The organism is Dissulfurimicrobium sp., from assembly GCF_049968175.1.
Taxonomy (GTDB): domain Bacteria; phylum Desulfobacterota; class Dissulfuribacteria; order Dissulfuribacterales; family Sh68; genus Dissulfurimicrobium; species Dissulfurimicrobium hydrothermale.
On sequence record NZ_JBMFRG010000054.1, the window covers coordinates 1 to 13,243 of the forward strand.

Here is a 13,243-nt window from a genome sequence, read left to right on the forward strand (position 1 = left end):
CTTTAATGCCGTTTAAACTTAAAGAGGCAGAAGGAAAGGTTTACGCTGAAAACACATTTAAACACTCCGGGGCAATATCAAGCGTCAGCCAGGCAGATGGATATGCAATGATACCGGCAAATAGTAAATTTAAAATGGGACAAAAAATTGATGGGATATTATTCCATTTTAAATCCTGTGACTATTTGCGGACCATCTGAAATTCCACAACTGAACGAGGTTCCGTATGTTCCGTTCGACTTACAGATCTCAGGGCGGCGCGGGCAGACAGGGTTTTTAGATAGATAATTTTAGATAATTTTTAGTCTTGACAAAATAAGCAATCTTTGTTTCTATATCGTTATATTTAAATAAATATAACCTTAACCAGGGAGGATCGAATGTTTGACAACAAGTTGTCGAGAAGGGGATTTATTGCGGGGGCAAGCGCGCTTGCGGTGGGGGCAGCCTATGCCCAGTTAAGTGGCCTGCCTTCGGCAGAGGCCAAGGGTCAGCCATCTGAAAGGTGGCCGTGGCCTTATGTGAAGCTTGATCCCGCAACGAGCGCCGAGATAGCCTACAAGGAGTGGTACAGGCTATACTGCGGAGGAGCTGTAATCAGCAGTATCTTTGGCCAGCTCAGGGAAAAGGCGGGCGGGCCTTATAAGGCATTTCCCATTGATCACTTTATTTATCTTGAAGGGGGCACCTGCGGCTGGGGGACGATATGCGGTTCGCTTGCAGGGGCGACTATGGTCATAAATATGATAGTTGGGCCAGAGAAACTTGAACCAAGCGTATGGGAAAACCACACGGACGCCATACTGATGGGTTCCGAGGTGATGCAGTGGTATTCGGATGCGAATATGCCGGTCTTTGTTCCAAAGAATCCGAAAACAACCGCCGGATTACCACACACCGTAAGCCATTCTCCGCTTTGTCATATTTCAGTAGGTAAATGGATGAAGGCCGCGAATAAACCGCTTGGAAGCCCAGAGAGAAAGGACAGGTGCGCCCGTGTTGCTGCAAGCGTAACCTACCGTGTCGTAGAGCTTTTGAATGAATGGAAAGACGGCAAATATGAAACCAAGGGCCTATTCCCGCCGGAAGAATATGACATAACGGCACAGGGCAACTGCGAAGAATGTCATGGTTCAAACGTTCCAACACCGCCTTCAAGCAAAAAGCGTGAGAAAGCCTCTTAATTAAAAAAGAGGGTGTTGTATTGAGTGGGCCTTTGGTCAATAAGGTCAAAGGCCTTATAATTTTATATTGTTTTCAGCATAAGGCGCAGCATACAGACACCGGCAGAGATTTGTTATGGCAGGAACAATTAATAAAGCAGGCTCAAAGTGTAACTTAAAAACGCCGTCTTACTGTCTTGATAATTGGGCGCACTTTATTCAGGAAGAACGCATGCGGAATGTATCAACGGCCAATTCGGCCATGGTGCTCCTGTATTGGGAAGTTGGGCGGATGATTCTGGTGCGGCAGGCCCGGTCAGGCTGGGGGGCCAAGGTCATCGACCGGCTAGCCAGGGACCTGCGCGAGGCCTTTCCTGGCATGAAGGGGTTATCGCCGCGGAACCTCAAATACATGCGCGCCTTTGCCGCGGCCTGGCCGGATCAGACAACCGTACAAGAGACACTTGCACAAATTTCATGGTATCACAACCTGACACTGCTGGAGAAACTGGACGAGCCAAACACTCGGCTTTGGTATGCCCGCCAGACCATCAAACATGGCTGGTCGCGAAGGGTCTTGGTGCAGCACATCAGGTCCAGGCTAAAAGAGCGCCAGGTGCAAAGGCTGGCGCCGGATTCAAGGCTGTTTACCCGCCGGCCTGCCGCAGGATGGACATCGGGACCCTCGGATCGTCATCCCTCTGTCTGTGTAACGACAATGTCTGTAGTGCTTGTATAACTGAATGGACAATCAGTTGTCGGGCTGGATAGGCGCATTGCCTTGCTAGGTGCTAGGCAGGGCCTGCCGCCTGGCATTGTCTGTTGGCCAGAGGTTTTTGAGGAGGTTTATTAGCGCCATCGCCTCATTTGGCGGTTTACCCTTGGGAAGGATCAGGTTTGCAGCTAGGAAAAGTCTTCCCCTCTCACCAGTCTCGTTTGTCCAGCCCTTGTCGGCTACGGTGATGATTTCTCCCTGCGCAAGCCCTGGAGGTATATCTATGAGTAAGGTGCTGTCGATCGCCGCCACGCTTACCTTGCCCCCCATAAGCGCGGTCCAGATGTCGATGTCGAGTCTTGTATAGATATCAAGGCCGTCAAGCCTCCAGCCTTCAGGGAATTCCACCCTTATTTCCACAAAGGCCGGATCCCTTGCATTTTTGTCCGCACGCCATGGACCCTGTCCCTGGAGCCTCAACACCTCGCCGTTCCTAACCCCTTTCGGTAGGCGAACGGTTATGTCCCTTGTTATGACGATACACCCCTTGCCCCGGCAAAGCCTACATGGCGGTTGGCCTACGTAGCCCGTTCCGGAGCATGTGGCGCAGACGACAAACAAGTTTTCGGTGCCCCATACCAAGGCCCGGCGCCCTGTGCCGTTGCAGTCTGCGCATATACATATGCCGTTTCTTGTTGCCGCTGGATCCGCATAGGCGCGTCCGGAGCCGCTGCATTCAGGGCATATGGCCTCCCTGTCGGCAATTGTTATCTTTTTTGCAGCCCCACGAAATGCCTCTTCGGCGGTGACATTCAAAAAAAAGAACGCCCCGTCTTCGATCTCATTACGATCTGGCTTGTTCGTTGTCTTTGTGTGTCCGGGTGTTATGTTAGTGAGACCTTGGATGAGTTGCTCATAGGCGGCCCTGATGCGCAAAAAGGTGTCTATGCCGTGCAAGGAAGGCCTTGCAATATCAGGATGGCAAAGCCTCACCAGCCTTCTGTACGCCTGCCTGATCTCCTCGCGGCTCGCGCCAGGAGAAAGACCGAGCACCATCCACGGATCTCCATCACGATCATGTCGGCTGATTGCCAATACCATAAACTCCTTTTTTCATAAGCAATATCATTGACTATATGTTTCCGGCACTGCTCCTGCGACGGCTCGAGAGGCCCTGGCTTTCAAGGGCGTTGCAGTCGAGGATGACCAGGAGTTTGCCAGGCAGCTTACATACCTCTTTTACAAATTTTACGTTGATGCCCGCCAATAGATCGGGTGGCGGTTCTATCTCGGCCTTGGGTACCGATATGACGTCTCCGATATGTTCTACAAGCAGACTTATTGGTTCCTCACGCCTGCCTACTATTACGTTGTTGTATTCTTTTGGTTCGTTTGTATTTTCAAGTCCTATGCGCCGTCCAAGGTGTATGGCGGTGAGTATGTGCCCCCTCAGGTTTACGACCCCGGAGACATAGTCGGGTGCAAGCGGTACCGGGGTCACATTGAGACAGCGGTTGATCTCTATCACATTGTCGATAGGTAAGCCAAAGAAGTGCTTACCCGCATAAAATGTAACAAACTGCCTGGTCTGCTCGACGGCTATAATTTCGTCGATGCCGTTGTCGGTACCGGCCAGGGCTGTATTATTCGTCTTCGCCGGTATGGCGCTTACTGATCGCCGTTCCATTTGTCTTTCCTCCTTTCGACTTTCCAACCTTGGCTATGCGGCCTGTTCAAGATTTTGAACTTTTTGGGCGTTCAGAAGCGACTCGACCGATTTTAGGACCATATCCCGCTCCAGTTTTGCATGGAAGGCGTCCACCCCCACCCGGGAGGCCCGTCGCTTGTCATCCTCACCGGAAAGCGAGGTCACCACAATAACCGGGATGGTCTTCAGCCGTTCGTCTTCCCTTATCTTTTTGGTGAGTTCAAAGCCGCTCAGCCTCGGCATCTCTATGTCCGTGATGACTATGTCGAAGGATTCCTGCTGTAGCTTTTCCCATGCATCCTGGCCGTCTTCGGCGGATATCACATCGAATCCGGCGGATGACAGGTATGAACTCAAGAGGTTTCTATAGAAACCGGAGTCTTCAGCCAGCAGTATCCTGCCGCCCTGGAAACCGCTGCCTTGCCTGTATCTGATGAAGAAGTCGGGGTTGTACATATTTATTATTTGATATACGTCTAAAAACAGGGTGGTTCGGTCCCTGATGATGGCAGAGCCCAAGATGCCGTCCTGCCTGAAGTTCTCTTCATCTACATTTATGGCGATATTTATACTGTCCTCGATCTTCGATACGAGGAATGCTATGTCTTTATCGTTCATATTAAAGACTATCAGGTGATATTCATCCTGTTCGGGCAAGGGCGAAATGGGGAGATAGTTTTCCAGTCGAATGACCGGCATGGACTTTTTGCGGTACTGAATGACCTCCCTTCCGCTTATGTGCTCGATTCGGTTTGCCTTTATCTTGTCTAGACGGTTTACGAGCGCGAGGGGGATGGCGAAGAATTCGTCCGGATTTACAGTAAAGAGGAGCAAGAATTGCTGATCTTCTTCCTTGACCCCGCTTTCGGCCACCAACTTAGTCTGCTTCAGTGTCTCCTCGGCCCTGAGGTTTAGGGTGGACGCTATGCCAACCACATCTAGGATCAATGCGGCCCTACCGTCTCCCATGAGAGTGGTGCCGGCATAACACGGGATGTGTTTCAAGTGGTCACCGAGGGGTTTTACTACGATCTCCTCAGAGTCGTTTATGCTGTCGACTACGAGTCCGAACTGTCTTTCCCCCGAGTTCAGTACGACTATGTTCATGGTTTCATGATCGGCTGCCTCGACTGTCACGGCATTGTCGGCATTGGATTTGGATGATGATGTCGTGGCACCCGCGTCTGCACCCCGCCCAAGCTTGAAGATGTCTCTGAGTCTTACAAGGGGTAGTATCTGGCCGCGAAGACGATAGAATTCCGCATTCCCTATGAGCTGCACATCCCTTGCGATGGTCTCGGGTTGCAGATGCACCAGCTCCACAAGGTTTACCTGGGGTATGGCATAGCGTTCCCCGGCTGTTTTGACTATGAGCGCCGGTATGATGGCCAGCGTCAAGGGGATCTTTATCTTTACGGTTGTCCCGACGCCGGGTTCACTCTGAAGGTCGACCACACCGCCCAGTTTTTCGATATTTGTCTTCACAACATCCATGCCTACACCCCGGCCCGAGATATTGGTGACCTTCTCAGCGGTGGAGAAACCGGGCTGGAATATGAGCATGAGGGCGTCTCTGTCCGAGAGCGCCTGCGCCTTTTCAGGGGTGAGCAGCCCCTTTTCGACGGCCTTTGCCCTGATCTTTTTAGGATCTATGCCTGCGCCGTCGTCCTGTATCTCTATGATCACCTGGCCGCCTTCATGGTAGGCGCGCATGACCAATACGCCTACCGCCGGCTTGTCTTTCTGGATACGGATATCCGCCGGTTCTATCCCGTGGTCTATGGAGTTTCTCACCATATGAGTAAGCGGATCCTTGATGGATTCGATTATCGAGCGGTCAAGCTCGGTCTCTGCGCCTTCTATCCGGAGCTGTATCTGTTTCTGTGCGGCTTTTGCAAGGTCGCGGACGATCCTGGGGAACTTGTTGAAGACGTTTCCGATCGGCTGCATCCTGGTCTTCATGATCTGTGTCTGCATCTCAGTGACTATCAGGCTCATGTGCTGATTTGCAGCCAACAGATCGATATTGTTCATCTGGTTGGCGAGCTGCGTCAACCTGTTTCTTGAAAGGACCAACTCGCCGGCTAGGTTCATGAGGTTGTCGAGGAGCTGGACGTCTACGCGTACATGGGTCTCGGTGAGGTGCTGCTGTGTCGGCGGTGGAGAGACGGATTGACTGGATTCGGGCCTTTCGGATTCGGAGGCGTTAGTTGTTTTCTTCGGTGCCTCCGACCTAAGCGGTGTCGGTGTCTCCGATTCAGTACCCATTTCAGTACCTGTTTCTGGGATCTTTGGTGTCGCGGCGGCCTGTTCTATCGCAGCGGTCGATGCGCTGGGCCCAGCCTCCACACCCGATACCTCAGTCTGGGCGGTTTCGGACGGGGATGTCCGCGCCGGCTGTTTTATGACCTTCTCGGCGAAATTCCTCAGTTCCACAATGAAGTCCAGGTATGTCAGGTCGTCCGGCTCCTTGCCTGTCTGTTCAAGTGCGACAATGATGGCCTTTATGTGGTCGACTGCCCTCAAAAGCATCGTTGTGATGTCTTCATTGTTTCTGATCGTCCCGTCCCTGAGTTTGGAGAGTATATCTTCTCCGAAATGGGCGATTGCTTCAAGGGTCGTGAAGCCGAAGAAGCCGGATGTCCCCTTTATGGTATGAATAGTCCTGAAGATGCTCTTTATGAGTTCGGCGTCTTCAGGTTTTTGCTCCAGCTCGACGAACTGCTGGTCGAGCAATTCGAGGTTTTCTTTACATTCCGACAGAAAGTCTTTGAGGATATCGTTTTCTATGGCCATAGCCGCCTCCCGATTTAAAGCCTGAATACGCCGAGACGCTTTCTGAGTTCTTCAGAGAGGTCTTTCAGTTTGTCCGAGGCCGTTTTCACCGTCTGTGCACTTTCGCTGGTCTTTTCACCGGCCGACGCTACGTTTGTAATCATATTTATTATTTCGCCGACCTCTGAGTTGACATCCTGCGCCCGGCGGCTGATCTCGCTCACTGTGGCAGTCTGTTCTTCAACGGTGGCGGCGATGCTGTCGGAATGCTCGGTCATCTGTTGAATCGTCCCAACGACCTGTTCGACGACACTCACGGATTCCTTGGCCCCTTGCTGAAGTCCTTTTACGATCTCGTCGATCTCGACGACGGATGTACCTGTCTGTTTGGCGAGCTCCTTGACCTCGTTGGCTACTACGGCAAAGCCCTTGCCTGCCTCACCCGCCCTGGCCGCCTCGATGGTGGCATTGAGCGCCAGGAGGTTTGTTTGTTCCGCGATGCTCCCGATGATCTTGCTGGTCTCGCCTATCTTGGCCGAGGCCTCGGCGAGTCTGTGTATGATCTCCTGGGCGTTTTTGGCCTCCTCGCTCGCCTGTACCGCGATATTCCTTGCGCCGTTTGTATTTTGGGCGATCTCGGAGATGGTGGCTGTCATTTCTTCCATGGCCGCAGCAAGGCTCGAAACCCCGGCGCCCGCCCTTTCGGCCCCGTGTTTTATCTCTTCCGATCTGTTTCTGACCTCAGCCGCAACGCCTGCAAGTTCCTCTGTGGAGCCGCCGAGCGTATTCGATTCCTCAAACACATAACCCGCAGCCCTGTCCACGCCCTTTATCATGTCGGCAAGCTGGTCCTTGGCCTCTGTGAGTGCCTTTGCCAGGGCGCCTATCTCATCGTGTTTGTCTATGTCTAGCCTTGTCGTGAAATCGCCCTCGGCCAGGGCCTGCGCAAAGGAGACGGTCTTGTTGAGCGGGCCGATTATAATCTTCATGTTGAAGAAGGTTATGGCAAGGGCCATGAATATGGTCAGGGCGATTATCAGAGAGATGAACGTATAGGCTACGCTAGCCATGCCCCCGATCTCTTCCTTCAACACGGATGCATCTTCTCCGACCAGATTTATCCCAATCTCCTGTCCCTTTAAGTCCTTGAGCGGACTGAATGTTATGAAATATTTGTCGGTCAGGAGATAGCCGTCTTTTAAAAGCCTGGGATAATCAAGGCCCTTGGCGAAATCTATCATGTCCTTGTCAAACCACTTGTCATTGGCCACATAAAATCCGCCTCCGACATCGGCGTGTTCGCTTATCAGGGTGGCCGTATTGATGGCATCTTTATTCAAGAGCGTGATGTATTTCTTTTGTTCCTTTGCAAACTTGCGGCTAATCTCCCCAGTGCCCTCGATAAGCTCCACCGACCCCAGATACTGCCCATCCCTGATTATCGGCGCGATGGCCCTGATGGCAAACCCGTCGCGGCCCACCTCGATAAAACTCATGGCCTTTTTCTCTTCCTTTACCTTCCTGAGTGAATCACGAAACGAGATGTCATCTCCGAATTTATCCTGAGCCCAGCTCCGCACAAAGGACTTCAGGTCCGCCGTATGGATATGTATCTTTATATTCTTGTCGTTTTGTTTGTAGGTATCGATTATGCCGTTAAGACGCGCAATCGCAAGGTCTCTGTCGTTTTCCTTCAGGGCCTTTGAGATCGTGCCGTTTTCAGCAATGCCTATAACGGCCGAGAGCCCGAAATTGCCCTTTTCTGCTAAAGAGGCGTCGACCTCGGTGCGCAGGTGGTAGATTTGGTCCTTGATCATCATGTCTGTCAGGTGGCTTTTGGTATAATTCATATAGATTACGCCGCAGACGACGGAAAAAAGCCCGATGACAGTAATGAGTATGAGAAGTTTCGTCTTGATGGTTGAGGTCTTCAAGATGTCCGGCATGATTCTTACCTCCTAATGGTTGATTTTAATGTTTAATTAAAACCCTTTCATCCATCATTCAATGTCTTTTTTTACGCCAACAGGTGGTCTTTCCTATGGTCAGCCTCTCCATAGCCGGAGAAAGGCCTGTCGGCGTCTCTGTGGCCCCGAAGAAGAGGTATCCGCCTAGGTTCAAAGCCTTCTCCAGTTTTTGAATTATCTGCTGTTTTGTCTCTTGATCAAAATATATAAGGACATAGCGGCAGAAGATCACATCGAAACCGTTGACCCCTGTAAAGGGATCTATAAGATTCAATATTTTAAAATATACCATATTTTTGATGTCATCGTTTATCACCCAAAACGCCCCCTGTTGCCTGAAATACTTGATGAGCATGGTAATGGGTAGGCCCCTGTTGGCCTCAACCTGGGTGAATCTCCCGGCCGCCCCTTTTTCGATGACCTGTTTTGAGATATCGGTTGCCAGGATTTCAACCTTGCCGTTTGCAAGGTGTCTAAAGTGTTCGGCTATGATCATCGCTATGCTGTAAGGCTCCTGGCCTGTTGAGCAGGCAGCGCTCCAGAATTTAAGTTTGGCATCGGCACCCTTTCCTGCAAGGAGTTCAGGTATGACCTTGGTCTTGAGCGCATCAAAGGGGTGCTGATCCCTGAAAAAATATGTCTCATTGGTGGTCATGGCCTCAATTATCTGATTTTTGAGTTGAGGCGTCATCTGGCGCACGGCCTTATGGTAAAGTTCGTCGATATCGCGTAGATTCAAGAGTTTTGAGAGTTCATTCAGTCTGCTCTCGACTAGGTATTCCTTGCCCATTGTCAAGCTGATGCCGCTTGCCGATCTTACTAGGTCTGCAAAGAAGCGGAATTGTTCGGGGGTGATCATCTCCTGCCCCCTCTCATAGAAAATTCAAGTATGTATTCCGCTATCTTGTCCAGCGGGGCTATCCTGTCCGCAAGTCCAGCCTCGGCTACGAACCTTGGCATCCCCCAGACTATGCAGGTCTCTTTGTCCTGGGCGATGATCACGGCCCCTTTGTCCTTCAACTCCCGGCAGCCAGCGAAGCCGTCCTGGCCCATGCCGGTCATGACTACTGCGATGGCCCTGCCCCCATAGACCCGTGCTATAGATTGAAACAGCACATCGACCGCCGGCCTGCAGCTATTGACTGGCGGATTCTGGTTAAGTCTTATTATCCTATTGTTTTTTTCACCGTCTACCTCCATATGGAAATCGCCTGGCGCTACATAGACCGTTGCAGGTTCGACCAGCATACCGTCTTGCGCCTCGACCACCTTAAGGGTCGATCTGTCATTAAGCCTCTTGGCAAGTTGGGTTGTAAAGACAGGCGGCATGTGCTGCACAAGGAATATCGGCAGACCGAAATTGCCCGGGAGTCTCGGAATGACGTCGTTCAACGCGTTCGGCCCGCCTGTCGAGACGCCGATCGCTACGGCCTCGGGGCTGAAGAGCCGTCTCAGGACCAGTGCGGCCGAGGTGGTGCAAGGTCTGGTTTCTTTTAAATGCCCTGGCGCCGGTTTGGGCGGGATCTGGGTGTGGTCCGGCTGTCTTGTAGGCCTCTGTGTTTTAGGGACGGGCGCCGTTGGAGGAGATGATATCGGGCCTCTCTGTATTACCCTGTTGATCTTGGATTCGGCATAGGCCCTGATCCTTGGTATAAGTTCACCCTTTATGCGCTTTACGCTCTCTAAAAACGCCCCTGTGCCCGTAGGTTTGGGCACGAAATCAAACGCACCCTTTGCCAGGGCCTCAAGTGTGGTTGTCGCGCCCTCGATGGTAAGGCTTGAAAACATTATTACGCCCACGTTGAGCCTCTGACGGCGTATCTCATCCAGGGTCTGAAGGCCGTCCATCTCAGGCATCTCGACGTCGAGCACTACAAGATGCGGCCTTAGAGTCCTTATCAGCTGCAAGGCCTCCTTGCCGTTTGCAGCGGCCCCAACTATCCTGATGCCTGGATCCTTGTCAAGGGCCTCGGTCAATATCTTTCGGAAGACCAGTGAGTCGTCTACAACCAGGACCTTGATCATCATAGACCGAGCACCATCCTAACCTTTTCCTCCAGCATGTCGGCGTTGAAGGGCTTCATGAGGTACTCGTTGGCCCCGGCCATAACCGCTCGGATGATGTTCTCCTGTTGGTTTTCAGTGGTAACCATCATGACCTTTGTATCGTTCCACTCCTCTCTTTTGCGGATGTTCAAAAGGCAGTCAAAACCTTCCATTTCAGGCATGTACCAGTCGAGGAGGACAAGGTCGAAGGGGCCTTCGTTTTCGAGTTTCTCCAGGGCGCGAAGCCCGTTTTCAGCCTCGACGATCTCATCAAACAGGTTCATCTTCTTCAGCCCAGACTTGACTATGTTCCTCATGGACTGAGAATCGTCCACTACAAGAGCCCTCATAGTCCTTCCCCCTGTATTTTCAAATAAAAATCCATACCTGCCGCTCAATAATTTTTATTATCGAGACTTTAACAAAAAAAATCAAATGGACAAGTAAATAAAGCGGAGCCTATGGCTGGCGACCATTCGAGGGCTAGATGGGATCTTGAGCGATTCTCTCCGATTCAGGAGGAGGGGTCGTGGCGGGGATATCCTATGGAAACGAGGCATGGCGCATCAGCGGGCTATGGGTTATACAAAATGATATAAATTTGATCGAAGGGATTTTCTCATGTCAAAATCTTGTCCACCACGCCTTGTGATCTCGGCGATAAGGGGCGGATCGGGAAAGACAGTCTTGACACTCGGCCTTATCCGCCTTTGGCGTGAGCAGGGGTTTAAGATTGCAGCATTTAAGAAAGGGCCTGACTATATAGACGCTGGGTGGATGGCCCTTGCAAACGGAAGCAATTGTTATAATCTTGATCCCTTTCTCATGTCCCATGATGTAATCAAAAGGTCTTTCTTGACCAGGGTGTGTGGCGCTGATATTGGGCTCATAGAAGGCAACCGCGGCCTCTTCGATGGCTCTGACTCACAGAGTTCAGGGAGCACCGCCGGACTTGCCAAAGTGCTCCGCGCCCCGGTCATTCTCACACTTGACTGCACCAAGATGACCAGGACGGCGGCTGCGGTCTGTCTGGGATGTAAGGCGTTTGATCCAGATTTAGATCTGGCCGGCGTGGTGCTTAATCAAGTAGCCCAGAGACGCCACGAATCGGTGCTCAAGCGGGCGATAGAAGAGGAGGCTGGGGTCAAGGTCTTTGGGGCTCTTCCTCGCCTGAAAAAAGACCCGCTTCCTATGCGGCATCTTGGTGTGACGCCTTGCGAGGAATACCCTGAGGCGGAGCAGGCCCTTGATGGGCTTGGGCAACTTGTAAAAGATCATGTTGACACCCAAGGTCTCATGGAGGCGGCTCGTGATGCAGGGGACATGGCCGGGTGTGACGTAGAAGGCCTGGATGCCCCACTCTTCAGGAAGACTAGGTCTCAAGGGCTCAGAATAGGGGTATTTCGTGATGCGGCGTTTCAGTTCTATTACCCGGAGAATCTTGAGGCCATCGAGTGCGCTGGCGTGGAACTTGTGTTCTTAAACGCCATAAACGACAAATCCATTCCGGAGATTGACGCCCTCTACATAGGCGGCGGATTTCCTGAGACCCAGGCCAGGGCGCTTTCCGCCAACAAGGAGATGCTCTCTGAGCTTAAAAGGCGGATTGAACAGGGCCTCCCTGTCTATGCAGAGTGTGGAGGGCTCATGTATCTGGGAGCCGCGATTGTCTGGAAGGGGGAAAGATACCCGATGGCAGGTGTCTTTGGCTGGGATTTTGTGGTGCATGAACGGCCTGTAGGACATGGCTACAGCACGATTGAGGTCATGCGTGAAAACCCGTTTTATAAGCGGACTGAGGTCATCAAGGGCCATGAATTTCATTATTCAAAACCGGTCATTGCTGACCCAGGCACATCCGGCGCATTCACATGCAAGGTCATTCGGGGATATGGCTTTGATGGCGCATCGGACGGTATATGTTACAAAAATTGCTTTGGCACATATACACACGTCCACGCCCTCTGGCAAAAAGGCTGGGCGGAAGGCCTGATAAACGCCGCAAAAAGGTTTCATAAGGGCGTCTTTAAGGAATAATTTTAAAACAGTTAAAAGGCTTAAAAAAGTGCTGCGCTGTTTTTAAAGCCGCTTGCAAACTTGGCGGAGAGGGTGGGATTCGAACCCACGGTCCGCTCACGCGGACAGACGATTTCGAGTCGCCCCCGTTACAACCGCTTCGGTACCTCTCCGTTGTGACAAAAACCCTTGCGCCTTGCCCTGAAAAAGCCCTGGATCATCTCCCTGCATCGCCCTTCCAGTATGCCCTCGATGACCTCGATCCGGTGATTGAGCCTTTTATCCTGAACAATATTGTAAAGGCTTGCACATGCCCCTGATTTTGCATCCCTCGCTCCGAATACCAACCTGTCTATACGGGCGAGCACCATGGCCCCTGCACACATCGGGCATGGCTCTATCGTAACATAGAGTGTGGCGTTCGCAATCCTATAATTGCCTGTCTTTTCCGCCCCGCCCCTCAGGGCTAGTATCTCTGCATGGGCCGTGGGGTCGCAGAGTTCTATGACCATATTCCTGGCCCTTGCCAGTATCTCGCCCCGGCCGTTTACGAGGATAGCCCCTATCGGCACCTCGCCGCGTTCGGCGCTTTCTCCGGCAAGGGCAAGGGCAAGTTCCATAAAGGCCTGGTGATCCAGCTGCTTGAGGTCAGGGTCAGATTGTGGGGGCGTCTTTGAAATCATCTGACAGACATGCCTTGATGGCAGGACCGTATGGTGGAAAGAGTACGCCGCGTTCCGTTATGATGGCTGAGATGAGGCTGGACGGCGTCACGTCGAACACAGGATTCCATGCCTCTGCGCCTTGAGTTGCGATGTATCTTTGGCCAAGGTTCAAGACCTCACCACCGTCC

At 52.0% G+C, this 13,243-nt stretch carries 12 protein-coding genes, 1 tRNA gene and 1 pseudogene; 4 read left to right on the top strand and 10 right to left on the bottom strand.

The annotated features are described in order from the left end of the window. The 3 genes from ACP5SG_RS07560 to ACP5SG_RS07570 form a co-directional block, all read left to right on the top strand. Positions 1-200, top strand: a 200-nt coding sequence (locus ACP5SG_RS07560; RefSeq protein ID WP_428123232.1) for a hypothetical protein, incomplete at its 5' end; no start/stop codon positions are given. A gap of 180 nt (positions 201-380) precedes the next feature. After that, a complete protein-coding gene (locus ACP5SG_RS07565; RefSeq protein WP_237888885.1) occupies positions 381-1,184 on the top strand; it encodes a C-GCAxxG-C-C family protein in 804 nt (267 codons plus the stop codon). A 211-nt stretch (positions 1,185-1,395) separates the two neighbouring features. Next, positions 1,396-1,902, top strand: a complete 507-nt coding sequence (locus ACP5SG_RS07570) for a DUF1016 N-terminal domain-containing protein (RefSeq protein WP_424661629.1) — start codon at positions 1,396-1,398, stop codon at positions 1,900-1,902. Between the two features lie 45 nt (positions 1,903-1,947). Here the strand turns inward: ACP5SG_RS07570 and ACP5SG_RS07575 are convergent, their stop codons facing one another. Genes ACP5SG_RS07575 through ACP5SG_RS07605 form a run of 7 tightly spaced genes read right to left on the bottom strand, consistent with a single transcriptional unit; the run spans position 1,948 to position 10,724 of the window. Then, the gene (locus ACP5SG_RS07575) at positions 1,948-2,973 is read right to left on the bottom strand and encodes a DnaJ C-terminal domain-containing protein (RefSeq protein ID WP_428123239.1); all 1,026 of its coding nucleotides are present in this window, start codon (positions 2,971-2,973) and stop codon (positions 1,948-1,950) included. Positions 2,974-3,010: 37 nt separating this feature from the next. Beyond that, entirely contained in the window at positions 3,011-3,565 is a 555-nt protein-coding gene (locus ACP5SG_RS07580; protein WP_237888883.1) for a chemotaxis protein CheW, read from the bottom strand. 33 nt (positions 3,566-3,598) lie between these two features. After that, positions 3,599-6,382 (bottom strand): chemotaxis protein CheW, encoded by a 2,784-nt coding sequence (locus ACP5SG_RS07585; RefSeq protein ID WP_428123242.1) that lies wholly within the window; start codon positions 6,380-6,382, stop codon positions 3,599-3,601. Between the two features lie 14 nt (positions 6,383-6,396). After that, a complete protein-coding gene (locus tag ACP5SG_RS07590; protein WP_428123244.1) occupies positions 6,397-8,307 on the bottom strand; it encodes a methyl-accepting chemotaxis protein in 1,911 nt (636 codons plus the stop codon). 58 nt (positions 8,308-8,365) lie between these two features. After that, positions 8,366-9,187, bottom strand: coding sequence for a CheR family methyltransferase (locus ACP5SG_RS07595; protein WP_428123246.1), 822 nt, complete (start codon positions 9,185-9,187; stop codon positions 8,366-8,368). Continuing rightward, entirely contained in the window at positions 9,184-10,356 is a 1,173-nt protein-coding gene (locus ACP5SG_RS07600) for a protein-glutamate methylesterase/protein-glutamine glutaminase (protein WP_428123248.1), read from the bottom strand. The genes ACP5SG_RS07595 and ACP5SG_RS07600 overlap by 4 nt, the downstream gene beginning before the upstream one ends. Continuing rightward, positions 10,353-10,724 (bottom strand): response regulator, encoded by a 372-nt coding sequence (locus ACP5SG_RS07605; RefSeq protein WP_237888878.1) that lies wholly within the window; start codon positions 10,722-10,724, stop codon positions 10,353-10,355. Before ACP5SG_RS07605 ends, ACP5SG_RS07600 begins: the two co-directional genes overlap by 4 nt. Positions 10,725-10,995: 271 nt before the next feature. Between ACP5SG_RS07605 and ACP5SG_RS07610 the strand changes: the two genes are divergently transcribed. Beyond that, positions 10,996-12,411 (top strand): cobyrinate a,c-diamide synthase, encoded by a 1,416-nt coding sequence (locus ACP5SG_RS07610; RefSeq protein WP_428123251.1) that lies wholly within the window; start codon positions 10,996-10,998, stop codon positions 12,409-12,411. Between the two features lie 61 nt (positions 12,412-12,472). Here ACP5SG_RS07610 and ACP5SG_RS07615 read toward each other — a convergent pair. The 3 genes and pseudogenes from ACP5SG_RS07615 to mtnA form a co-directional block, all read right to left on the bottom strand. Next, positions 12,473-12,563: transfer RNA gene (locus ACP5SG_RS07615), tRNA-Ser, on the bottom strand. Then, positions 12,540-13,073 (bottom strand): tRNA adenosine(34) deaminase TadA, encoded by a 534-nt coding sequence (gene tadA / locus ACP5SG_RS07620; protein WP_428123254.1) that lies wholly within the window; start codon positions 13,071-13,073, stop codon positions 12,540-12,542. Before tadA ends, ACP5SG_RS07615 begins: the two co-directional genes overlap by 24 nt. Continuing rightward, positions 13,045-13,243: pseudogene (mtnA, locus tag ACP5SG_RS07625) on the bottom strand (S-methyl-5-thioribose-1-phosphate isomerase); the annotation flags it as partial. The pseudogene mtnA and the gene tadA, both read right to left, overlap by 29 nt.